At 56.0% G+C, this 24,154-nt stretch carries 18 protein-coding genes and 3 tRNA genes; 6 read left to right on the forward strand and 15 right to left on the reverse strand.

Features of this window, described 5'->3' with window-relative positions:
• Positions 1-59: 59 nt before the first annotated feature.
• From rlmM to ACOTYN_RS03745, 4 genes are all read right to left on the reverse strand, one after another.
• Positions 60-1,160, reverse strand: coding sequence for a 23S rRNA (cytidine(2498)-2'-O)-methyltransferase RlmM (gene rlmM, locus ACOTYN_RS03730; RefSeq protein WP_071922929.1), 1,101 nt, complete (start codon positions 1,158-1,160; stop codon positions 60-62).
• Entirely contained in the window at positions 1,153-1,548 is a 396-nt protein-coding gene (locus ACOTYN_RS03735; protein WP_014885065.1) for a DUF423 domain-containing protein, read from the reverse strand. The genes rlmM and ACOTYN_RS03735 overlap by 8 nt, the downstream gene beginning before the upstream one ends.
• 39 nt (positions 1,549-1,587) lie before the next feature.
• Complete coding sequence (gcvA, locus tag ACOTYN_RS03740; RefSeq protein ID WP_014885066.1) at positions 1,588-2,505, reverse strand: glycine cleavage system transcriptional regulator GcvA; 918 nt, start codon at positions 2,503-2,505, stop codon at positions 1,588-1,590.
• A gap of 349 nt (positions 2,506-2,854) precedes the next feature.
• The gene (locus ACOTYN_RS03745; protein WP_008499648.1) at positions 2,855-3,082 is read right to left on the reverse strand and encodes a YgdI/YgdR family lipoprotein; all 228 of its coding nucleotides are present in this window, start codon (positions 3,080-3,082) and stop codon (positions 2,855-2,857) included.
• 192 nt (positions 3,083-3,274) lie between these two features.
• Between ACOTYN_RS03745 and csdA the strand changes: the two genes are divergently transcribed.
• Both csdA and csdE read left to right on the forward strand, forming a co-directional pair.
• Positions 3,275-4,480: a cysteine desulfurase CsdA gene (csdA, locus tag ACOTYN_RS03750; RefSeq protein WP_045134125.1), complete on the forward strand. Its 1,206-nt coding sequence runs from the start codon at positions 3,275-3,277 to the stop codon at positions 4,478-4,480.
• Positions 4,480-4,926 carry a cysteine desulfurase sulfur acceptor subunit CsdE gene (csdE, locus tag ACOTYN_RS03755; protein WP_014885068.1) on the forward strand — a complete coding sequence of 149 codons (447 nt, stop codon included), beginning with the start codon at positions 4,480-4,482 and terminating at the stop codon, positions 4,924-4,926. The genes csdA and csdE overlap by 1 nt, the downstream gene beginning before the upstream one ends.
• On the opposite strand, the gene tcdA is transcribed toward csdE, so the two are convergent.
• Together tcdA and mltA are read right to left on the reverse strand one after the other, a co-directional pair.
• A complete protein-coding gene (gene tcdA, locus ACOTYN_RS03760) occupies positions 4,917-5,723 on the reverse strand; it encodes a tRNA cyclic N6-threonylcarbamoyladenosine(37) synthase TcdA (RefSeq protein WP_006811804.1) in 807 nt (268 codons plus the stop codon). The genes csdE and tcdA overlap by 10 nt on opposite strands.
• A gap of 77 nt (positions 5,724-5,800) precedes the next feature.
• A complete protein-coding gene (gene mltA / locus ACOTYN_RS03765) occupies positions 5,801-6,898 on the reverse strand; it encodes a murein transglycosylase A (RefSeq protein ID WP_014885070.1) in 1,098 nt (365 codons plus the stop codon).
• Between the two features lie 208 nt (positions 6,899-7,106).
• On the opposite strand from mltA, the gene ACOTYN_RS03770 reads away from it, so the two are divergent.
• The 3 genes from ACOTYN_RS03770 to ACOTYN_RS03780 all read left to right on the forward strand — a co-directional run bounded on the left by ACOTYN_RS03770 (position 7,107) and on the right by ACOTYN_RS03780 (position 7,425).
• Positions 7,107-7,183, forward strand: a tRNA-Met gene (locus tag ACOTYN_RS03770).
• Positions 7,184-7,227: 44 nt separating this feature from the next.
• A tRNA-Met gene (locus tag ACOTYN_RS03775) sits at positions 7,228-7,304 on the forward strand.
• Positions 7,305-7,348: 44 nt separating this feature from the next.
• Positions 7,349-7,425: transfer RNA gene (locus ACOTYN_RS03780), tRNA-Met, on the forward strand.
• Positions 7,426-7,514: 89 nt separating this feature from the next.
• Here the strand turns inward: ACOTYN_RS03780 and amiC are convergent.
• Positions 7,515-8,768, reverse strand: coding sequence for an N-acetylmuramoyl-L-alanine amidase AmiC (gene amiC, locus ACOTYN_RS03785; protein ID WP_014885071.1), 1,254 nt, complete (start codon positions 8,766-8,768; stop codon positions 7,515-7,517).
• Positions 8,769-8,994: 226 nt separating this feature from the next.
• Between amiC and argA the strand changes: the two genes are divergently transcribed.
• Complete coding sequence (argA, locus tag ACOTYN_RS03790) at positions 8,995-10,326, forward strand: amino-acid N-acetyltransferase (RefSeq protein ID WP_014885072.1); 1,332 nt, start codon at positions 8,995-8,997, stop codon at positions 10,324-10,326.
• Between the two features lie 54 nt (positions 10,327-10,380).
• On the opposite strand, the gene recD is transcribed toward argA, so the two are convergent.
• The 8 genes from recD to ACOTYN_RS03830 all read right to left on the reverse strand — a co-directional run bounded on the left by recD (position 10,381) and on the right by ACOTYN_RS03830 (position 23,993).
• On the reverse strand, positions 10,381-12,201 hold the full coding sequence (gene recD, locus ACOTYN_RS03795; protein ID WP_032635660.1) for an exodeoxyribonuclease V subunit alpha: 1,821 nt from the start codon (positions 12,199-12,201) through the stop codon (positions 10,381-10,383).
• Positions 12,198-15,740, reverse strand: coding sequence for an exodeoxyribonuclease V subunit beta (gene recB / locus ACOTYN_RS03800; protein WP_332956412.1), 3,543 nt, complete (start codon positions 15,738-15,740; stop codon positions 12,198-12,200). The genes recD and recB overlap by 4 nt, the downstream gene beginning before the upstream one ends.
• Positions 15,737-18,619 carry a pitrilysin gene (gene ptrA, locus ACOTYN_RS03805; protein ID WP_023331214.1) on the reverse strand — a complete coding sequence of 961 codons (2,883 nt, stop codon included), beginning with the start codon at positions 18,617-18,619 and terminating at the stop codon, positions 15,737-15,739. Before ptrA ends, recB begins: the two co-directional genes overlap by 4 nt.
• Positions 18,620-18,884: 265 nt before the next feature.
• Positions 18,885-22,259 (reverse strand): exodeoxyribonuclease V subunit gamma, encoded by a 3,375-nt coding sequence (gene recC / locus ACOTYN_RS03810; protein ID WP_332956409.1) that lies wholly within the window; start codon positions 22,257-22,259, stop codon positions 18,885-18,887.
• A gap of 12 nt (positions 22,260-22,271) precedes the next feature.
• A complete protein-coding gene (locus tag ACOTYN_RS03815) occupies positions 22,272-22,595 on the reverse strand; it encodes a prepilin-type N-terminal cleavage/methylation domain-containing protein (RefSeq protein ID WP_014885077.1) in 324 nt (107 codons plus the stop codon).
• A complete protein-coding gene (locus ACOTYN_RS03820; protein ID WP_014885078.1) occupies positions 22,580-22,981 on the reverse strand; it encodes a DUF2509 family protein in 402 nt (133 codons plus the stop codon). The genes ACOTYN_RS03815 and ACOTYN_RS03820 overlap by 16 nt, the downstream gene beginning before the upstream one ends.
• Entirely contained in the window at positions 22,978-23,538 is a 561-nt protein-coding gene (locus tag ACOTYN_RS03825; protein ID WP_045269595.1) for a prepilin peptidase-dependent protein, read from the reverse strand. The genes ACOTYN_RS03820 and ACOTYN_RS03825 overlap by 4 nt, the downstream gene beginning before the upstream one ends.
• On the reverse strand, positions 23,532-23,993 hold the full coding sequence (locus ACOTYN_RS03830; RefSeq protein WP_045134120.1) for a prepilin peptidase-dependent protein: 462 nt from the start codon (positions 23,991-23,993) through the stop codon (positions 23,532-23,534). The genes ACOTYN_RS03825 and ACOTYN_RS03830 overlap by 7 nt, the downstream gene beginning before the upstream one ends.
• Between the last annotated feature and the right edge of the window lie 161 nt (positions 23,994-24,154).

Below are 24,154 nucleotides of genomic sequence, written 5' to 3' on the forward strand. Positions count from 1 at the left end.
CGGTTCACGGTTTTGTTGGCCCGGCAAGCATAGCGCCACCGGGCAAAACAAAGCGCGCGCTATCGCTCGTCGCGACGCCCGCCTACTGCCGCCCACCAGCGACGAATATGTACCGTCACCTCTTCGCGATCGTGATACAGCTGACGCGCCTGGATCTCCACGTTAATACCGTGCTCATCCAGTTGCGCCTGGATGTAGGCCAGGTTCTGAGAGACCTCCTCGTAGCGCTTTTTCATCGGCAGCTTGAGGTTGAAAATGGTCTCGCGGCACCAGCCGTTCACCAGCCAGGAGGCCATCAGCGCGGCCACTTTTGCTGGCTTCTCAACCATGTCGCACACCATCCAGGAGATGTTGTTACGGGTCGGACGATAGCGGAAACCGTCTTCACGCAGCCAGGTTACCTGCCCGGTGTCCATCAGGCTTTGCGCCATTGGGCCGTTATCGACAGACGATACCCACATATTGCGTTTCACCAGCTGATAGGTCCAGCCGCCCGGGCACGCGCCAAGATCGACGGCATACATACCGTTAGCCAGACGCTCGTCCCACTCATCGGCCGGGATAAAGACGTGGAAGGCCTCTTCCAGCTTCAGAGTTGAGCGGCTCGGTGCATCCGACGGGAACTTCAGACGCGGGATCCCCATATAGAATGGCGAATTATTGTTGGTATACGAATAGCCGGCATAACAGCAGCCCGGAGCGATAAAGAAGATGTGTACTACCGGACGCTTCGGCGTTTCGTAGTTCGTCAGCACGCCCGCATCACGCAGCGCCGCGCGCAGCGGCACGGTAAATTTGCGGCAGAACTTCATCAGCTCTTTACTTTCGTTAGTATCCGCCACTTCCACGCGCAGATCGCCGCCCTTCTCCACTACGCCCTGCAGCATGCCGACAATTGGCGTGATGCGGTCTTCCGGGGGAAGGTCTTTGAACAGCTCACCCGCCACAAACATCTGACGAGCGAAGATCAACGAACTAAACGGCAGTTCGCGCGCCAGCTTATCCGCATCTTCGGGCTGATAGCATTCAAAGACCACATAGCCCGCATTCTCTTTCACGCGGGCGAAGCCGAAGACGTCGCGCTTCGCCGCTTTATCGGTAATTTCCGCGGCGCACTCTTTCTCAAACCCCGGGCGACAATATAAAACAACTTTATTCATGAACAACGCCCTTGCGTTTCAGACGGATAGCTCCGATAAACATTAATACCCACCCCACCAGGAAGCTGACGCCGCCGACGGGTGTAACAAACGCCCAAAGGCGCAGATGTGAAAGTGCCAGACAGTAGAGGCTGCCGCTGAACAGCACAGTACCCAGCGCCAGAAAAACGCTGCTCCAGTAAAACCAGATGCTGATCCGACGCTGCATCGCCACCGCCAGTCCGAAAATAGCCAGCGTATGGAACGCCTGGTATTCAAGGCCGGTCTGGATCCAGCCCATCTCGACAGCACCCAACGACTTGCTCAATACATGTGCGCCAAAGGCGCCCAGTGCAACAAAAATAAAGCCACTCACCGCGGCAAAAATAAGCATGAATCGGCTGGTCATGTTTAAGTCCTGAATTAATGCGTGCCCGGCACACAAACGTTATTGTTCATACCTGAAGCGGAATTTCTCTTGCTCGCTTGCCGCCTTTGCCAGTATCCACTGCCGGAAGGCGGCTATTTTACCCAGTTCTGCCTGACTGTCATGACAAACCAGATAAAATGCATTTTTGCTGACCAGTACGTCATTAAATGGGCAAACCAGACGGCCTGCCTCAATTTCGGACTGCGCCATCACGTTGTTTGCCAACGCCACGCCCTGCCCGTGAATGGCAGCCTGTAGCACCATCGCACTGTGGCTAAAAATGGGCCCTTGCTGCACGTTTATATGACTTAGACCTAATTGACGGGTATACGTTTGCCAGTCGCGGCGAGAGGCATCATGTAAAAGCGTATGCTGCGCCAGGTCAGCGGGGGTCTTCAGCGCTTTGTCGCCCGTTAACAGCAGAGGCGAGCAGACCGGCAGCAGATATTCTGCGTATAATTTCTCGACACGCAAGCCCGGCCAGTTACCTCGACCGTAAAAAATGGCGACATCCACATCATCGGCCAGCTTGTCTTCCTGACGATCCACCGCCTGGATTCGAACGTCGATCCCCGGATAAGCTGAGTTAAAGCTTGAGAGTCTTGGCACCAGCCACTGAATGGCAAAACTGGGCAATAAACTGACAGTCAGGGCACCTTTTGCACTGCGGGCCTGCAGCTTGCGCGTGGCTTCCGTGAGCTGGGAAAAAATCTCTTTAATATCCTGAAAATAGCTCTGCCCCTCTTCAGTCAACAGCAATGAACGATTGCGTCGACGAAATAGCTTAAGGCCCAGGAAATCCTCCAGAGACTTGATTTGGTGACTTACTGCGGCCTGTGTCACAAAAAGCTCATCTGCCGCACGGGTGAAGCTGAGGTGACGTGCTGCTGCATCAAAAACGCGTAATGCATTAAGGGGTGGCAATCGCTTTGACATGGTTATCTGGCTTAGATGTTAACTGAATTTAACAAATAGGAAACAACGTTTAACCTATTAGTTTTTTTTATCTGAGCCATTATAATTTGTCCGTTGAGGAACTACCAGCAAATACCTATAGTGGCGGCACTTCCTGAGCCGGAACGAAGAGCTTTTTTCGGAATGCGTGTTCTGAAGGGCTTTTGGCTTACGGTTGTGATGTTGTGTTGTTGTGTTTGCAATTGGTCTGCGATTCAGACCACGGTAGCAACGCTACCAATTTTTCACTTCCTGTACATTTACCCTGTCTGTCCATAGTGATTAATGTAGCACCGCCAACTTGCGGTGCTTTTTTTTCGCCTGCGATCGGTTAATGCTCGATCTCTTTCATCTCTTTCACGTCCGTGCGGTTGATCTGCTGCTTGTTCCCGTTCGCATCTTTATACGAAATCATCCCGGTATCGTTATCGGTTGTCGGTTTCCCTTCCGAAACGATGGAACGACCATCGTTGGTATGCATCACGTAGTTGTTACCAGAACAGGCGCTCAGGGCAAAAGTAAACGCACAGGCAGAAATGATTGCAGCTGTCTTATTCATGATTATTCTCCTTTAGCAATTAATGCTATTCAAACCTCGATTTATAACAGGCTAAAACATCCGCCTAACACTATTTAGCATAACCTGCTTTTACGAGGTCGCCAGGATAAGCAGACGAATCTGATAGATATCAACCTCCTTGCCCTGCCGCTGAAATTGCGCGACGATCGCGTTATTGATATGAGGAGTCCCATGAACGCTTTCAGTCCTGCGCAGTTTCGCGCACAGTTCCCGGCGCTGGCCGATGCCGGTGTTTACCTTGATAGCGCCGCCACCGCTTTGAAGCCCCAGGCGGTGATTGACGCGACGCAGCAGTTCTACAGCCTGAGCGCCGGGAACGTGCATCGCAGTCAGTTTGCCGAAGCGCAGCGCTTAACCGCGCGCTACGAAGCCGCACGCGATCAGGTTGCACGCCTGATCAATGCTGAAAGCGGAAAAAGTATCGTCTGGACGCGCGGCACGACCGAAGCCATTAACATGGTGGCTCAGTGCTATGCCCGCCCACGGCTGCAGGCAGGAGATGAAATCATCGTCAGCGAGGCGGAACACCACGCTAACCTGGTGCCGTGGCTGATGGTGGCCGAGCAAACGGGGGCGCAGATTGTCAAACTTCCGTTGGGTGCAGACTTCCTGCCTGACGTGGCACGTTTGCCCGAGCTGATTACCCCACGCAGCCGCATCCTGGCGTTGGGGCAGATGTCCAACGTCACCGGTGGCTGCCCGGATCTGGCCCGCGCTATTGAGATTGCCCATGCCAGCGGTATGGTGGTGATGGTCGACGGGGCGCAGGGGGTAGTGCATTTCCCGGCTGATGTGCAGGCGCTTGATATCGACTTCTATGCCTTCTCCGGACATAAGCTCTACGGGCCAACCGGCATTGGCGCACTCTACGGCAAGCCGGAACGGCTGGCGCAAATGACGCCGTGGCTCGGGGGCGGCAAAATGATTACCGAGGTGACATTCGACGGCTTCAAAACGCAGGATGTACCTTATCGTCTGGAAGCCGGTACGCCAAACGTGGCGGGCGTGATTGGCTTAAGCGCTGCGCTGGAGTGGCTGACTGAAACAGACATTGTTCAGGCGGAGAGCTGGAGCCGCGGCCTGGCGACGCTGGCAGAAGAAGAACTTAAAAAACGCCCCGGTTTCCGCTCGTTCCGCGTACAAGACTCGAGCCTGCTCGCCTTTGATTTCGCAGGCGTTCATCATAGCGACATGGTGACGCTGCTGGCCGGGTACGGCATTGCCCTGCGGGCAGGACAGCACTGCGCCCAGCCGCTTCTGGCAGCGCTCGGCGTGAGCGGCACCCTGCGCGCCTCGTTTGCGCCGTATAATACTCAAAGCGATGTCGAGGCACTGATTAGCGCCGTTGACCGCGCCCTTGAAATACTGGTGGATTAATGACTCAAGCAGCGTTAGCCGGACATCCGTTCGGCACGGTCATCACAGAAGAGACCTTAAAACAGACCTTCGCTCCCCTTACGCAGTGGGAGGACAAATATCGTCAGCTGATCCTGCTGGGCAAGCAGCTCCCCACGCTTTCAGACGATCTTAAAGCGCAGGCGAAAGAGATCGCTGGCTGCGAGAACCGCGTCTGGCTCGGGTTTAGCGTATCCGGGGAGAAGCTTCACTTCTTCGGCGACAGCGAAGGCCGTATCGTGCGCGGGCTGCTGGCGGTTCTGTTAACCGCGGTGGAAGGGAAAAGCGCGGCAGAATTGTTAGCACATTCGCCGCTAATGTTCTTCGATGAGCTCGGGCTGCGCGCGCAGCTCAGCGCCTCACGCGGTCAGGGTCTGATCGCGCTCAGTGACGCGGTACTGGACGCAGCACGTCAGGCTCAGGCCTGACGTTCCGCCTTCGCCATCATCTTTTTCAGGGCGTGAGAAACCGCCACAAAGCCAAAGGAAGCGGTTACCATGGTGGCCGCCCCAAACCCTGAGGCGCAATCCATACGTTTGGGTCCTTCCGCCGTACTTTTCATTGCGCAGACCGACCCGTCCGCCTGGGGATAGACCAGCGCTTCGGTCGAGAACACGCAATCAACGCCCAGCTTGCCTTTGCTGTTCTTCACCACGTTAAAGTCGCTTTTCAGGCGTTCACGCAGCTTTGCCGCCAGCGGATCCTGAATGGTTTTCGCCAGGTCGGCGACCTGGATTTGCGTCGGATCGATTTGCCCGCCCGCGCCGCCCGTCGTGACCAGTGGCACCTTGTAGCGACGGCAGTAGGCGATCAGCGCCGCTTTGGGACGCACGCTGTCGATAGCGTCAATCACATAGCTATAGCCTTTGCTCATGTACTCCGCGACGTTATCTGCCGTGACAAAGTCGTCGATCACCGTCACGCGACATTCCGGATTAATGAGACGAATGCGTTCCGCCATCACTTCAGACTTTGCCAGGCCGACGTTATCACGAAGGGCATGGATTTGACGGTTGGTATTGGTGACGCAAACGTCATCCATATCAATCAGCGTGATTGCGCCAATACCGGTTCTCGCCAGCGCCTCTGCCGCCCACGACCCCACACCACCAATGCCCACGACGCAGACATGCGCATCCGCAAACAGCTGCAGGGCTTTTTCACCATAGAGACGTGCCGTGCCGCCAAAACGCTGACGCCAGGCATCGCTGATTACCACAGACATAAAACCTCAGATGTAAAAAGGGTGAGGTTCTTCCTCACCCTGAACAAGTAATCCGTATTGCGCTCAGAATACCACAATCAACCGCTGAATACGTTTCCGGTACCCGGTGCGGCCTTCAGCACCCACACGCGTCCGTAGTGGTTATACCAGCCCGCACGGTGGCCAGCATCCGGGCCAATGCCCTGATAAATATCGAAGTGCTGGCCTTTAATCGCCCCGCCCACATCCAGCGCCACCATCAGACGCAGCTCATACTGACCGTTGAATTTACCGTTGTTGTCCAGCAGCGGGACTTCCGCCAGCAGCGTGGTACCCGCAGGAATAATAGAACGATCCGATGCCACCGACGCGCGGCCAATCAGCGGAACGGCACTCGCCCCCTTCACCGGTGCGAAGTTTTGCGGTTTAAAGAAGACGAACGACGGGTTCTGCTCCAGCAGTTCACGCACCTCGGCTTCACTGTGCTTTTCGCCCCACTCGCGGATCGCCTGCATCGACATATCTTCCTTCTTCACTTCACCGCGGTCGATCAGCACCTTACCAATACTGCGATAGGCGTGGCCGTTTTTACCGGAATAGCTGAAGAAGTTAAGCGGCGAACCGTCGCCAAAATCGATGTAGCCACTGCCCTGAACGTCCATGATGAAGTTATCCATCAGGGAGTTGCTGTAAGCCAGAACGTAGTTTTCGCTCAGCGCACCCGCGTAGATCTCTGCACGAGAAGGCAGACGACCGCGTTTTGGCGGCATACGGTAGATAGGATACTGGAACTCACCCTGGCGCGTGTGTCGCGCCTGAATCACGGGCGTGTAATACCCTGTGAACTGGACGTTGCCGTAGTTATCCGCCCCTTCCATCTGCCAGGCGTCAATACCAAACTGGCGCATGTTGCGCGTATCACCGCCTGCTTTCAGCCAGTCCTGGACGGCGTTGTACACGCTACTCTGAGTGCCATACAGACGCGGCGACGCATTGCGGATCTGGTAAACCTGCTCAGAGAAATCGCCGGCGTTGATCGGAGCACCGACAGCATCAGGCTGATTAACTAAAGAGAAAGGCTGGGATAACTTCCCGTCTTTATACTGTTGACCGCGATCGGTCGGTTTGGAAGAGCAGGCCGCAAGAATCGCTACCATTGCGCCTGCCATCAGATACTTCGCCCAACGTCCTTTCATTATATCTCGTCTTTAAGTTGCCCATTTCCGCGTGATGAAGATAACAAACCGCCAGGGCTAATGAAATGCGTTCGCATGCCCTTTGGCAAATTTTGCGCAAAAAATAGTCCATACAGCGCCATGTCGTTCAATTTGCATACAAAATCATGATTTATGTAAAAAAGGGGTTGCATCACAAACCTATCCGAGTATAGTGCGCATCCACGGACGCGGGGTGGAGCAGCCTGGTAGCTCGTCGGGCTCATAACCCGAAGGTCGTCGGTTCAAATCCGGCCCCCGCAACCAATTAAAATTTGATGAAGTATCTTCTACGACAGTAGAAAGACGGACGCGGGGTGGAGCAGCCTGGTAGCTCGTCGGGCTCATAACCCGAAGGTCGTCGGTTCAAATCCGGCCCCCGCAACCAATCAAATTTGAAGAAGTAAGTTTCTACAAGAGTAGAAAGACGGACGCGGGGTGGAGCAGCCTGGTAGCTCGTCGGGCTCATAACCCGAAGGTCGTCGGTTCAAATCCGGCCCCCGCAACCAACACTTCTAAAAACAATAAACACCCTGAAGGGTGTTTTTTTGTATCTGTTGTTTGTGAATGTGCCGGGCGTTTCACCCGGCAGAATGCGCTATCCGCGTCGCGCCAGCGTCGCCCCGTCTGAGAAATACGCCCGAATCCCCGCCAGAATCGACTCCGCCACCTCCTGCTGGAATTTTGCCGTCTTGAGCTTACGCTCCTCTTCAACGTTACTGATAAACGCCGTTTCGACCAGTATGGAGGGAATATCCGGCGCTTTAAGCACCGCAAACCCGGCCTGCTCAACGCTGTTTTTATGCAGCTTATTGATGTTACCCAGCTTGCCCAGCACCGCTTTACCAAACTTCAGGCTGTCGTTAATGGTCAGCGACTGCACCATATCGAACATCGTGTGGTCGACGTAGCGGTCACCGCTTTTGCTCACGCCACCGATCAGATCCGAGGCGTTCTGAGTGTCGGCCAGGTAACGCGCCGCGGTACTGGTCGCGCCTTTGGTTGAGAGCGCAAACACTGACGATCCACTCGGCTGACGGCTGGTAAAGGCATCTGCGTGGATCGAGACGAAGAGATCCGCGCGCTGCTTCTGCGCTTTCGCCACGCGAACTTTCAGCGGGATAAAGACATCTTCATTGCGCGTCATGTAGGCGCGCATATTGCCCTCTTTATCAATCAACGCCTTCAGACGACGGGCAATTTGCAGCACCACGTCTTTCTCCCGCGTATGATATTTCCCCACCGCACCGGAGTCTTCGCCGCCGTGACCAGGATCGAGCATGATCACAATCGGGCGATCGCGCCCCGCTTTGCCCGGCTGCGGACCACTTTGTGCAGGCGGAACCTGACGTTGCAGATCGCCTTTGTTGTAATCCTCCAGCAGGGCCAGAAGCGGATCCTGAATATCCGTTGCATTGGCTGGGTAGAGATCCATTACCAGACGCTCTTTAAACGTCGCCACAGGGGCGAGAGCGAACAGCTGCGGCTTCACGTTCTGTTTGAGCTCAAACACCATACGCACGGTTTGCGGATCAAACTGCCCGACGCGCGCCGATTTAATAAACGGATCGTCACCGCGGATCTGCGCCGCCATCCCCTTCAGCACGGAGTTAAGGTTCACGCCTTCGAGATCCACTACCACACGTTCAGGATTGCTGAGGGCAAATTGCTTATATTTCAGCACACGATTGGATTCGACCGTCACGCGCGTGTACGTGGACGACGGCCAGACGCGCACCGCCACCACCTGACTCGTGGCGGCAAGGCCGACCTGGCTGACGCTAAGCAACCACATTGCCCCGGCCCCTTTTAACAAACGGCGGCGGCTTATTGCTGAATTGGATCCCGACATGCTTCTCCCGAGCAAGAAAACGAACTGATATACAAAAGTCCAGATTGACCGAAAACTTTAACGAATGACGCATAAACTGTCATCTATAAAAGGGTAAACAATTCGATGCTAACGCACGGATTACTTATTCATTTCTGTGGGTCGCAGAAAATTTGCACTTGCACACGCGGCCACAATCGAATAAAAATACAGAAATTACGAATAAACATTCATTAAGGGTTGTGCCATGGTGAAGGAACGTAGAACCGAACTGGTCCAGGGATTCCGCCATTCTGTTCCCTATATCAACGCCCACCGGGGAAAAACGTTTGTCATCATGCTTGGTGGCGAAGCCATTGAACATGAAAACTTTTCAAGCATCGTCAATGACATAGGCCTGCTGCACAGTCTCGGGATCCGCCTGGTGGTGGTCTACGGCGCGCGCCCGCAGATCGATGCCAACCTGGCCGCTCACCACCACGAGCCGATTTATCACAAACATACCCGCGTCACAGATGCGAAAACCCTGGAACTGGTGAAACAGGCGGCAGGGCTGCTGCAACTGGATATTACGGCTCGCCTGTCGATGAGTCTGAACAACACGCCGCTGCAGGGGGCGCATATCAACGTCGTGAGCGGCAACTTTATCATCGCCCAGCCCCTCGGCGTGGACGATGGCGTGGATTACTGCCACAGCGGCCGCATTCGTCGTATTGATGAAGAGGCCATTCACCGCCAGCTGGACAGCGGTGCCATCGTGCTCATGGGCCCGGTGGCGGTATCTGTGACCGGCGAAAGCTTCAACCTCACGTCAGAAGAGATTGCCACCCAGCTGGCTATCAAGCTGAAGGCGGAAAAAATGATTGGGTTTTGCTCCTCACAGGGCGTCGTTAACGATGAAGGGGTGATTGTGCCGGAACTCTTCCCGAATGAAGCCCAGGCGCGCGTGGAAGCGCTGGAGGCCGAAGGAGATTACCACTCCGGCACCGTGCGTTTTCTGCGTGGTGCGGTGAAGGCCTGCCGTAGCGGCGTGCGCCGTAGCCACCTGATCAGCTATCAGGAAGACGGGGCCTTACTGCAGGAGCTGTTCTCCCGGGATGGCATCGGTACCCAGATTGTCATGGAGAGTGCGGAGCAGATACGCCGCGCGACCATCAACGATATCGGCGGTATTCTGGAACTGATCCGCCCGCTGGAACAGCAGGGTATTCTGGTGCGTCGTTCCCGTGAACAGCTGGAGATGGAGATCGACAAATTCACCATTATTCAGCGCGATAACCTGACCATTGCCTGCGCCGCGCTCTATCCGTTCCCGGAAGAGAAGATCGGTGAAATGGCCTGTGTGGCTGTGCATCCTGACTACCGGAGCTCTTCTCGCGGAGAAATGCTGCTAGAGCGCGTGGCGGCGCAGGCGCGCCAGATGGGGTTGAGCAAGCTGTTCGTCCTGACCACGCGCAGCATTCACTGGTTCCAGGAACGCGGGTTCACGCCGGTGGATATCGATTCCCTGCCGGAAACGAAGAAAGAGATGTACAACTATCAGCGCCGTTCAAAAGTGCTGATGGCCGACCTGGGATAATACGCCACTTGCCGGGAAGCGCTGCGCTTACCCGGCCTGCATTTCGTCCCTCATTCAGAGGGACTCAAAGATTGCGCCCAGCCCGCTTCGGCGTTCCGTGCGGGTGGCGATGGCCTGCATCAGCACGCGTTCATCGGTATACAGCGACAGGCGCTGACGCGCACGCGTGATGGCGGTATAGATCAGCTCGCGGGTAACGACAGGTGAAAGCTGCGTCGGCAGGATCAACGCCGCATGGTTAAACTCAGAGCCCTGCGATTTATGCACCGTCATCGCCCACGCAGTTTCATGCTCGGGCAAACGGCTGGGCTGGAAGGACTTCACGCTACCATCCGGCATCTGGAACCAGACGCGCAACCCCTGCCCACGATCGAGTGCAATGCCGATATCGCCGTTAAACAACCCCAGCGCACTGTCGTTGCGGGAAATCATCACCGGGCGCCCTTCATACCAGCGCGAGTGCAGGGTACGGTTGATTTTACGTTTCTGCGCCAGCAGCTGTTCCAGCCTGTCATTCAGGCCGCTGACGCCAAACGGCCCCTCCCTCAACGCGCAGAGCAACTGATATTCGCCAAACGCGGCAATCACCTGCTCCGGCGGACGTTGCTGTTGTACGCCGGTGAGAAAATGTTGATACCCCAGCAGGGCATCATCCAGCATCGCCTGATACTCTTCCCCACTTTGCAGCGATTTTTTCTCAATGTCGGTAAAGGTACCGTCAAACACCGCACAGGTCGTGTGCCGGTCTCCCCGGTTCACCGCCGACGCAAGCTGCCCGATGCCGGAGTCGCTGCCGAAACGGTAGCTTTTTTGCAGCAGGCACAAGCTGTCGCGCAGCGCGCCCGCGATCGAGTGCTGTTCCGCCGCAAGGGAACACCCTGTAAGGCGGGCCAACTCCTCCGCGCGTTCCGCGGTATAACCCAGACTGGCATAGGTGCAGATATCACCCAGCACGGCCCCGGCTTCCACGGACGCTAGCTGGTCACGGTCGCCGAGGAAAATGACCCGCGCATGAGGCGGCAAAGCATCGATCAGCCGCGACATCATCGTCAGGTCAATCATCGACGCTTCATCCACCACCAGCACATCCAGGTGTAGCGGGTTACCGGCATGGTAGCGCAGACGCTGGCTACCCGGCTGCGCGCCAAGTAACCGATGCAACGTGCTGGCTTCATTGGGAAAAAGCGCAAACTGTTCCCCTGTGAGCGGCAATTTTTGCAGGGCACCGCCTAATGACTCCGTCAGACGTGCCGCGGCTTTACCGGTGGGAGCCGCCAGACGAATACGACACTTTTGCTCACCGGATAACTGAATCAGCGCGGCAAGCAGTTTTGCCACCGTCGTTGTTTTCCCGGTGCCCGGGCCGCCCGAAATCACCGAGATCCGCCGCGTTAACGCCACGGCGGCCGCCACTTTCTGCCAGTCAGTCGCGTCGTCAGAGGTAAACAGCGTATCCAGCACTTGCCGGAGCTGCGCTTCATCGCAGGGAAGCGGGGCGTTGGTCTCGCTGAAGAAGCGCGCCACCGTCAGTTCGTTACGCCAGAGTCGGTTCAGATACAAACGCTCGCCGGTCAAAATCAGTGGCGTCCCGGTATCGGTCGCGCTGACGGCAGGCGAGCGGAGTAATATCGCCTGCCAGTCCACTGCCTCACCGAGCAGCGCGAAACACGACTGCAGCGCCGGAGGCATTTTCTCATCCACAGCCAGACGCGACAGCGGAAGGCACACATGCCCCTCGCCTGCGTCCTTACTCAGAATGGCGGCAGCGAGCATAACGGCTGGCTCCTCGCCCGCCACCATCATGGCAAACTGCACGTCCAGGTGGCGCAATAATCGTTGTTCTACCGCCTCCAGCAATAGCGCCTGCATCGTCATACCACCTCCTCTGTGCGTGCAGCAAACAGGTTATCCATTTTTTCAATTAGCTCCGCATCCGGACGGGTGCTGAAAACGCCCGACTGCGGGTCGTTAGCATCCACGCCGCGCAGGAACAGGTAAATAACGCCGCCAAAATGGTCTTCGTAACGGTAATCGGCCATGCGATGGCGCAGGTACCGGTGCAACGCCAGGGTATAGAGCTGATACTGCAGGTCGTAGCGATGCATTTGCATCGCTGAGGCCATCGCCTGTTGGGTATAGGCTTCGCTGTTCTCACCCAGCCAGTTCGATTTGTAATCCAGCAGGTAGTAGCGCCCTTCGTGGCGGAAAACCAGGTCGATGAACCCTTTTAGCATCCCCTGAACCTGGCGGAAGTTGAGCGGTGGGCACCCGGCGGATAACGGATCGTACTCACGGATCAACGCGTCAAGCGCGTCGGCCCTGAGCGGGCTGGCAATGGGGAGATAAAACTCCATTTCGACCTGTTTATCTTTGGCGGTCAGCTGGCTGAGGGAAATCCCCTGTGTCGTGAGCGGCGCGTGCAAAACAGCGCGGAGCCAGTCGGTGAGAACCGGCTGCCATTGGGCGTCGTAGCCGCCGCTCTGGAGCATCTTCAGCACCCATTCTTCAGAGACCGGCTGGGTAAAATCCAGCTCTTCAAACAGGCTGTGTAAAAACGTGCCCGGCGAGGCCCCACGCGGGAACTGATGCGGTGTGAGCACCGGTTCAGCGGGCACGCTTCCTGCGCCTGCGGCATCTACGTCCAGTTTAGGCATCAAATCCTGAGCAACGCTTTGCCCGTGCTGCTGTAAACCGGAGTAACTGGTAACGCGCCAGTCGTCGGCAATCGTGCGGGCAACCTGGCGGGCATGCAGCTCTGACGTTCTCTGTTCCGGCGTCTGCCAGCGGCTGTTGTCGGGCTGAGACGGAATATGCAGGGCAACATGCTCTGAGCAAAGAGATTCGATGCACTGGCGCAGACCGGCAGCATCTTTGGGTTCGCCTCGCTGGATAAGCCTTCCCAGCGCACTCAGATGAAAATCACTCTCGCCGCTCTTATCGCCCCGGCGACGAAACAGCGGCGCAACGCCCAGGCTGCAGTGCCAGACCGAGCGGGTCAGCGCCACATAAAGCAGACGCAGATCTTCTGCCAGACGCTCGGCTTCGGCCAGCTCAACGCTTGACTCTGCGTTGCTGAGATCGAGTACCGCTTCAAACGACTCGCGATCGTGGTAAAAAGCCTGATCCTGCACGCGGTAATTGGCGATAAAGGGCAGCCAGACCAGCGGATATTCCAGGCCTTTCGATTTGTGAATGGTGACGATTTGCACCAGGTGTTTATCACTCTCAAGGCGCATCTGCTGGCTGGACGAATTACTGTTCGGGTCGGCAATCTGCTGCGCCAGCCAGCGCACCAGGGCATGCTCGCTCTCCAGCTGTGTCCCCGCTTCCTGCAGCAATTCGCTGATATGCAGAATATCGGTCAGACGGCGCTCACCGCCCGCGGTTGCGAGCATGTTCTCCGCAATGTGACGCTCTGCCATGAGCTCGCGCACCATCGCCATCACGCCGCGCTTTTGCCATTTTTCGCGGTAGCGAACAAACTCTTCTACCACGGCATCCCACGCGGCTTCGTCATTGTTGAGCACATCAATATCACGCGCATTCAGCCCGAGCATCGCACTCGCCAGTGCACTGCGCAGCGCACTCTCACGCTCTGGCGCCAGCACGGCCTGCAGCAGCCAAAGCATCTCCTGGGCTTCCAGCGTTTCAAAAACGCTGTCGCGGTTGGAAAGATAGACGGACGGAATATTCAGTAGCGTCAGGGCGTCGCGAATAAGCGCGGCCTCCTGGCGGCTTCGCACCAGCACCGTGATATCGGATGCTTTTACCGGCGCGGGTTTATCGCCCTTCCACAGCAGCGCATCTCCCCGCGCGCCTGCGCTGAGCCAGTCCCTAATCTGCGCCGCACAGTACTGGGCCATGGCATTTTGATAGTCGGCGACGCCACAGCCTTCGCCGTCCAGCAGCCAGAAGTGCATGGCGGGCTGCGTCTCACCGTTGAATTCGAAGCGCAACGAATCGTTTTTCGGGGCAAATTTGACCGGCAGAAACGGGATTTCCCGGAACATAAACGCCATATCCATGCGGCTGAACAGCGCGTTAACGCTTTCCACCATGCCGGGAGAGGATCGCCAGTTGGTATCGAGCGTATAGTGCGCATCAACCTCACTGCGGGCTTTCATGTAGGTGAAAATATCCGCACCGCGGAAAGCGTAAATGGCCTGCTTCGGATCGCCGATTAACAGCAGTGCGGTGCCGGGCTGATGGCGCCAGATACGGCGGAAAATACGGTACTGCTGAGGATCGGTATCCTGAAACTCGTCAATCATTGCGACCGGGAAGCGAGTACGAATCGCCTCTGCAAGCGCTTCGCCATTTTCGCTGCACAACGCCGCATCAAGGCGACTCAGCATGTCATCAAACCCCAGCTCGCCCCGGCGGCGCTTTTCGCGCGCCACGGCATCACGAATTTCCGTCATCGCACGGGTGATCATCAGATCGTTAAGCGTCAGGGGCTCCGCCAGCAGAGTTTCAATTGCCACAAACAGGGGATGTTCAGGCACAATGCCGTCGGCTTTGGTCCGCTCAACCAGGAAACGCTGTGAGAATTTCTCCAGCGCGTCCGGAAGCTGATAACCGCGCGTCTCTTCCTTCGCCCATGCGCTGATCTTCTCGATCCATTTTCCCTGGTTGCCACGGTTGAACTTGCGTCTGTCAATCCCGGAACTCTCGATGATCGCCTCAATCTCGCCGACTGATTCATTCCATTTTTGCTTGATGTCTGCGATTCGCGCGATGATTTTTTCATGGCGTGAGGCCAGGGTTTCATCCGCTGGCGGCGGCGATTTGATGACCGGCGCTTCCCCCTGAAGATAACGATCGATGGCGCGCAGCAGTGCCTCTGGCCCTTTCCACAAGGCATGTACCGCTTCGGCGATATCGCGCGGTAACGGGTAGCAGTGGCGACGCCAGAAATCCGCACAGGCCTGATAGCGCAGCACGGATTCATCTTCAATGAGTTGTTGTTCAAACAGCATGCCGGATTCGAACGCATTCAGGCTCAGCATGCGCTGGCAAAACCCGTGAATGGTGAAGACGGACGCTTCGTCCATCTGTCGTTCCGCAAGGAGCAGCCACTGGGCGGCCTGCTGCTTATCAGCAATTTCTTCCAGAAGGCTCGCGTAGAGAGGGTTATCCGTACTCTGGCGCAGGCAGGCGATGCGCAGTTCGTGAATATTGGTACGAATACGGCCGCGCAACTCAGCGGTGGCGGCCTCGGTAAAGGTCACGACCAACAGCTCTTCAACGCTCAAAGGGCGCGGAAAAGCAGCGTTACCGCCAAGCCCTAACAGCAGGCGCAGAAAGAGCGCGGCAATTGTGAACGTTTTTCCCGTTCCCGCTGAGGCTTCAATCAATCGTTCACCCTGTAGAGGTAAACGTAAGGGATCAAGGGACTCAGCGGTATCGGTCATTCTTTCTTACTCCAGGGCATTGATTGCTGCAGCGCGCTGACGCTCTTCCAGACTTTCCAGCCTTGTGGGTTCACGTACTCCGTTTTCCCGTTCTGGCTACCGGAAACCTGAGACAGAATGGTGATGCCCTGCGGCTTAATCACGGCCTGATGGAAGAAGTCCGCAACCTTCTGCGGCGTCAGCTGTTTTATCTCGGCCACTACTTTATCACGCGAATCAAATTTCATATTACCGCGATCAAAATCTTTGCTCAGCTGCGATGCCTCTTCGCCCAGCGTCTGCGGCGGCTGCATCACCTGCGCAATGACGGCCTGCTGGATCTGGGAAAATTCTTCCGGCTTCATGGCCCGCAGCTTTGCTTCTACCTGCGGGAAGAACGCCTGATAGCGCTGCCAGAGATAGGCCGGTTGTTTATCGCTGCTTTGCAGCAGGAAGCCCAGCCCCCACTGACGGCCAACGTTCATCGAGAAAGCAAATACCGCGTAGCCAAGCTGCTCTTCCGTACGCAGTTGGTTATAGAACCACGGCTGAATAATCTGCCCCAGCACCGCGCTCTGTGCGGACCCGGAGAATTCGTCATAGCCCGTGGGCACAAACACTGCAGCCAGCGCGGAATCGGTACTGCTACCCGCTTTTTCAAAAATCACATTCTGTTTTTTCTCAACCAGCACGTCCTGGTTACGGCACCACTCGTCGCCTTTCGAACCCAGCTGAGTGCGGACATTCTCTGCCAGCGTTTTAGCCTGTTCCTCACTCATGTTACCGACGATAAGGAACTCAGGACGCGTGTTAGTTTTCAGCGCATCACGGTAAGCCAGCACCTCTTTTAATGAGATAGATGGCAGCAATGCCCGGCGTTCTTCACGCTGGAAATACGGGATTTGCGACAGCATTTGCGCTGGCATCAGCGCCTGATCGTAGGCTTTGCCCTTTTCCGCAGAATCCATCATCTGCGCATACCAGGACTTGGCCTGCTCAAGCTGCTCTTCCGTCGGTGTATAGCTAAAATAGCCCTCCAGCAGTGCCTGGAACAGCTGAGGCAAACGCTGGGTATAGCCATTTGCATTCAGCATCAACCCATTGTTGGCATTGGTGGAGAAGCTGATCCCGCCAACGGCTGCCTGGTTGCTAAGCTGATCGAGCGCGATACCCGCGAGATAGTCATTAAGCGCGAACATCACCTGATTTTTGGCACTATTCATCGCTTTCGGATTACGCAGCACCACGCTGACATCCACCTTTGGCTCGCTCGCGAAATAACGGCTTGGGGTATACACCACGCGCAGCGTCGGCTCATCGACAATGAGCTGGGGGTGCGGATAATCCTTAGTGGTTTTGATAAGCGTAAAATCATCCGGAATGTAAGGGTTCAGTTCCGGCAACGTCAACGCAATCTCTCCAGCCTTCTTTTGCCAGGCAGCGAAGGTCTGGTCGCCGATCTTGTCTACCTGATAAGGTGCATCGACAAAGTAGGCCGTTTTGTTATGCGGTTCGTTCGGGCTGATGTACCAGATACGGGCATTCTGCGGGGTCATCATCGCCAGGCGCGCTTTTAACGCCGCCGCATCATAGCGATCGGCAATATTGACCGCATCGAGAGTGTGTTCCACCGGCACGCGGATCATGGTATCCGCCAGCCACTCCACATAATCCATGTCGCGGGTGATGGACGGGTAACGGAAATCGAGATCCAGCACATGAGCGAGTTCATCAAAATAGCGCTTATCGACGCCTTTCTCACGCAGCAAAGAGAGGTAGCTGAAGATAGCGGCAACCACTTCATCACGGTTCGCCTGCCCTTTGTCGGTCAGGGTAGCGGAAATTGCCAGCACGCCGCTGTTGCCGTTTACAACAGGATCCGAATCGGCGCGAATCCCTTCCACCAGCCCCTGTTTTTGCAGCCAGTCGGATAATGTTCCCGGACTGCGGTTACCAATCAGGTAGGTCACCAGCTCGTCGGTTTTGCTGCGAAACTGTGCGGTGTTGTTATCAATGCGGAACTCAACGCGCAGCACTTTGCGGGGCATGGCAGGAACATAGTGGATGACAATCCCTTTTTGCGCGTCCGTGACAACCGGCACGTCAATCTTGGGCAGGTCGATATTTTTATTTGGCACCCGGCCAAACGTTTTTGCCGCCAAACCAGCCAGTTCAGGCAGCGGTTTGTTGCTGTAAATAACCGCTTTCATCAGGTTGGCTGAGTAGTATTTGTCGCGAAACGCATGCAGAGCATCAATGACCGGGCTGCCGGGTTTATCGCTGAGCGTCTCCAGATTGCCGCCCGAGAAGCGTGCACCCGGGTGCGCCGGGTTGATCGTCTCAGCGCTGACCTGCGCCATACGCATACCGTCTCGGGTACGGGCCATCGTCAGTTCGGCATTCACCGCATTGCGTTCACGATCGGCGTATTTTTTATCCAGCAGCGGCGCGGCGATAGCATCCGCAAGACGATCAACCGCCCCGTCCAGCGCGTCATTTTCGACTTCGAGATAAAAGGCCGTGCGGTAAGGTGCCGTGCTGGCATTGTGGCTGCCGCCATGCATTTTTAGAAATTCGGACAGGCTATCCGGCTGCGGATACTTCTTTGACCCCATTAACGTCATGTGTTCGAGGTAATGCGCCAGCCCCGGATGAGCCTCAGGATCTTCCAGCGATCCAATCGGCACGACCAATGCCGAGAGGGATTTCACCGCCTGCGGATCGGAAACCAGCAGCACGGTCATGCCGTTATCAAGCCGGATCGCCTGATACTGCCGGGTGTCTTTTTCGCTCTTACGGATAGTGTCCTGAACGGGTTGCCAACCGGAGTCTGCCTGAGTGAAGGGAGCCCAAAGGGCGATAAACAAAACAAACGCTTTGAACACGGTGCTGCCTGGCATTACGACCTCTTTATCACGGCTATCCCCGTCATACTTCAAGTTGCATGTGCGTTGGCTGCGTGCGTTCACCCCAGTCACTTACTTACGTAAGCTCCAGGGGATTCACACCCTTGCCGCCTTCCTGCAACTCGAATTATTTAGGGTAAACATCATTAACACACTGCGTGCTGGACACGCCAACATCTCTTTATTGGGGGTACATCAGTCCGTGATAAGAAGTGCATCATAAATGAACACCCCATACTGCGCAATTTTTATACAGCGCTCAGGACTGATTAAATTTAAACAACGGTAACAGGTAGCGCTTTGCCTCTTCCGTGATAGCCTCAAAGTACTCTGGTTCGAGCGTGCGCCATAAGCGCTGGTACCAGACATCTTCCCCCTCGCCGCGCACCATCATGTTCCCTTCATAGGCCTGCATAAATTTACTGCGCGCTTTCTGCAGAGAAGCCTCATCCGTTAACATCGCATCATTCTGTGCGTCGTAACAGGCTTTTATCCACGCACCACCACTTTCAGGCAACAACAGCAGGGGTTTGTTCATTCCCTGGAGATAGCCTTCAATGTACAAAGAGAGGTAGCGAAACGCCTGCTCTGCCTCCATTGGCGGAAAGCGCCACTCGCCCTCTTTGCGCACGAAGATCCGGCTTTCGCCTTTATGGCCTAACGCACTGTAGACAAGATGTTCCAGCCAGAGTTGCAATCCCTGTGAAACGCTGAGAAGTGAAGGCCGCCAGCGCAGCAGCCCATCAGGCTGAACCTGAGTGAGCCAGCCGGTGAGCTGGATGCCATTGCAGCTAAGATCGATTTCGAGACTTTGTCCGGGCTGACGGTGCTCCCTTACGCGCTCCGCCAGAGCGTTCATCTCCAGGCATTGCGCCTCCCAGACGATCTCCCCAAACGCGCCATAAGGCAGTTGCCCTGCCGCACGATAGCGGCGATAAAGCTTGTCAGCATCCTCCTCGTCAACCAGTGCATTCAGCAGTTGCAGATTTAACTGATAGCGCTCCAGCCCTTCCAGCGTAAAAGGCTCTGCATCCGGAATTTCGCTCTCTTCAGAACGGAAGTTGACCTGCAATCGCTGCTGGAAGAAAGCGCGAACAGGATGCGCCCAAAAGCGTTGAAGCTGTTCAAAAGTCAGGGTGTTAATGGGCAGCGGGTCAAGTGTCTGAATGAAATCCGTATGTGCTCTCCCCTCCTTTTTCGCCGCCGGTAGCCACTCGCGGGCATAGCTCTGCTGTTCGCTAACAACGTAGTTCATCGGGTCAAACGGCATACGGCTGTGGACACAGGTGATATGCGCCTTGACCCGCTGTTCGCTTTCATCACAGTTAAGGGCTTCATCACCCGCCAGATAGTGGCTCTGGCCGATATAATCCACTAACTCCTGCACCAGAACGGAGGGGAAGCGCTCGCTGTTATCCTGAATGGAGCGGCCGATATAGCTGATATAGAGCTTACTCTGGGCAGAGATGAGCGCTTCGAGGAAAAGATAGCGGTCATCATCACGACGACTACGGTCACCCCGCTTTGGATTTGCGCTCATTAAATCGAACCCCAGCGGCGCCAGGGCGCGAGGATAAACGCCGTCATTCATGCCGAGCAAACAGACCACCTTAAAGGGGATTGAACGCATTGGCATCAGCGTGCAGATATTGATTGGGCCCGCCAGGAAACGCTGACTGATTCGCTCCTGGTCAAGACGCTGCGTCAATTCGTCCCTCAGCAGCGACAATGGAATCGCCTCGTGATAGTGGGAATTCACGCCCTCGTCGACGATAGCCTGCCACTGCGTTTCAATGAGCGCCATCGCCGCTTCGGTGTCACTGTCTGGCAGGAAGAAATCATTGAGCAACGCCCTGCAAACCGGAAGCCACTCTTCAAGCGGACGCGGCTGCATTAACTCACGACGCCAGCGGTTAAGCTGCATCAGCAGAGACGCTAAATGCCCCACCAGTTCAGCAATCAAACCGCTGGACTCATCGTATGGCAGCACCTCATTCCACTCGCCCTGGCTGCTTTCCATGGCGTAGCCCAGCAGCATACGCGTCAGGCCAAACCGCCAGGTATGTTGCCCGGTCGGAGGAAGCTCGAACTCCTGGACGTTGTCGTCATCAATCCCCCAGCGCACGCCAGATTCATTCACCCACTGGCGAAGGTAGCGCAGCCCTTCCTCATTGATGTTGAAGCGTGCGGCCAGCACGGGAACATCCAGTAACGCCAGGACATCTTCCGAGATGAAGCGGCTATCCGGCAGTGAAAGCAGGGTAACAAAGGCCTGCAAGGCGGGATGCGACTGACGAGCGCGACGGTCAGAGATAGCGTAAGGCAAGTATCGCTCCCCTGTCGCACTGCCGAAAACAGCCTGAATAAAGGGGCTGTAGCTATCGATGTCTGCCACCATCACCACGATGTCACGCGGCGTGAGTTCGGGATCGTCCTGCAGCATCGCCAGCAACTGGTCGTGAAGCACTTCGACCTCACGCTGCGGGCTATGGCACACATGGATCGTGATACTACGATCGTCAGCGTCCAGCTGACGCTTGCTGTCGCTGCGTTCAAACTCTTTCGCCGTCACGCCCATAACGGCACGGTTTTCCAGATCAAGAATATCGAGCTGAATGTTATGCAGCAGGTTATCCGGGGCGATCTCGACAAAAGCATCCACATCGCCTTCACCCGATGAAGTGATATCAGAGAGCATGTGAATGTAATCACGTCCCAGCTTCCCCCATGAGGCAAGCAGCGGATTGGGCAGGTTCTGAATACCGTCTTCATCGAAAAGCTGCGCGGCGGTGGAGCCGTCTTTAAACAAAGGGACGGATCGCTCTTCAAAAAGGCGCTTTCTTTGGCGGGTTACCAGCCGCGAAAGCCAGCGTTCATCGAGGATATCCCCCCAATAGTGTCGGCAGGGGTTGGTAAACAAAATATGAATATCAATATGTTTACCCAGCGCATTCAGCGCCTTCAGATAGACAGGGGGTAATGCGGATATCCCACAGATAAAGACGCGTGACGGCAGACGGGCCGGGCGCTCCGACGCATTTTCGAGTATCGAGATAAACCGATCGTACAAATTGGCACGGTGCCACTTAGGCTGGCCCAGTTTCTCCGTATGCTCAACCAGCGCTTTCCACAGCGGCGCCTGCCAGATTTGCGCCTCCGGTAGCCCTTCAACCCGCTCACCCGCTTCCCAGCGAATTAACCAGTCAGCACGGTAAACCAGATATTGGTCGTAGAGATCGGCGGTACGGGACGCCAGCTGGAACAGCTTGCGCTTATCGGTATCGTCATTGAGATAGTGGCGCAGCATGGCGAATTCATCGTGCTGCAGCATTTCCGGCAGCAGCGCCATCAGCTTCCAGCTCATGCTCTGCTTATTGAAGGCGCTCTGCTCGGGAATGTCTGGCAATACGCGAACAAACATTTCCCAGATAAAGCTCGCCGGCAGCGGAAAATCAATGTTCGCGGCAATGCCAAATTTACGGGAAAGCGACATTTGCAGCCACTGCGCCATACCGGTGCTTTGCACCAGCACCATTTCAGGCTCAAAAGGGTCGTCCAGCCGCTCGCGCTCAACGATAAATTCCATCAGCGCTTCCAGCACATCCAGACGATTTGAGTGGTAGACCCTTAACATAGACGCTCCCGACTACTGGCTAACAGGGCAATGCAGACGCGTTATCTCACCGCGCCGCCCCAGAGGCGAAAAAAGTGTAACCGTGATGCTGACACATCCTGAGTACGTTGTCTGCACCCGACTCACCTGCCAGCCTGCGGGCAGCGCAGTCGTTGAGAGCTGAGCCTGGTTCCAGGCATAATGCCAGAGCTGGCGGTACTGGTTAAACAGGGTAAACCGCGCCGCCAGTGCCCTGTGATAACCGGCCAGTGCGGTTACGATCATCACCAGCAGCATCATCGCCAGCAGAACCTCAACCATGCTAAATCCATTCTCTTTGTTTACGGTAGCTGGCATAACGCGCGCTCCTTAAGGGGACAAAAATCACTCCAGCCGTGGGGTGAAAAGTGAATTTTACCGTCGATTATCTCTCCTGAGCGCCAGAGCAGCAGGTCATTGCCTCCGGCAATCAGCAGCACACGCGTCTCACTCAGCCGCCGTAAACACACTCGCCACGCTGATGCCTGTTTGCACTGCGCCAGAGGCTCCGATGACCAACGCTGAACGCGTCCCCACTCAAGCGCAGATTGCACCGCGGCCTGCTGCTGAAATGAACGGCTTTCTCCGCCAACGAGCGCACTAAACGTAGTGAGTTGCTGGTTGAGACCGGTGAGGATCAGGGTACCAAGCACCAGTAAAAGCAGAACCAGCGCAAGGGAAGACATTCCACGTTGACGGTTCACAAGTTGTACCCCGTGACCGTATACACCGCCTGATAAGGCTTCCCCTGCTCGCCCTTGCGGATAGCGGCCAGTTCGATAGTGAACTCAGGCGCAAACCTGGCGTGTTCAACTTTACTCACCATAAAGTGCGTGATCACCAGCCTGTCCGGATCCGTGAGCTTTTCCCATCCTTTGCCTTCACACGAGGTTGCACCACGCAGGGTTTCCAGTGCACCCGACTCCAGACGAAAACCGGTGCTGTCGTTTTCTGATGCACTGTTATCCCAGCTGCCGTTACTGTTGGCATCCCATCGCACAATGACACAGCTACCTTGCCTGCCCGTTAACAACCCTTGTCCCGGGCAGTTACCCGCACAGTAGCCTGCCCGCTGGAGCTGTTTGCCGAGGGAAAACAGTCTCTGCCAGACCTCCTCTTCCTGTTCTCGCTGGCCGGATTGCAGTAACACCGCTCGCTGCAAACCGGGTAAAAAGCGCGATGCGCCGATCAATAACAGGCTGCTGATGGCCGTAGCAATCAGAACTTCAGTAAGGGAAAATCCCTGCTGACGCTTCAACATTGTCCCCCCTGCGAGACCTGACACATCCTGATGCGCCCTCCATCTGAGACAATAATCAGCCACGCTCCTGCACGGCTTTGCACTCTTATCCGACCTGCCCATGCCGTATCCCTCAATCCATAGAACCCGAGTGACGGCGTTACCTCGCTGACCGCGACTTCTGGCCAGAGTGGAATCAGTGCAAAGGGGCTGCCCTGCTCACAGCCTTTTACGGCAGAACTCACCAGGCATGCCCTTTCCCCCACCTGCTGCAAGGTAATGCGGTGCTCGCGGTTGTACCGGTTGGCATGGTTGCGCAGAAACACCAGGTAGTCGCGCACCTGGCTGGCGGTTTGCCACAGCCGCTGCTGCCCCTGCCAACTGCTCCAGCCGTACAGGCCTGAAGCACTGAGAATGACGACCAGCGACACAGCCACCAGCGTTTCGATAAGCGTAAAACCGTTCTCTTTTTTCATACGGGGAGTGTGGCGATGCGCCGATAAAGTGGCGAGCAGCGAATTAACGTTTTACGAGGCGTTATCCAGGGGATTAAGCGAGTTGCAGCGCGTTGCACGCTTTCTGGATAACGCCTCGGGAAACGGGATAAAGACGAAAAAAAACCGGCGCTAAATAGCAC

The sequence above is a fragment of the Enterobacter cloacae complex sp. IR5458 genome (assembly GCF_049238025.1).
Classification (GTDB): Bacteria; Pseudomonadota; Gammaproteobacteria; order Enterobacterales; family Enterobacteriaceae; genus Enterobacter; species Enterobacter kobei.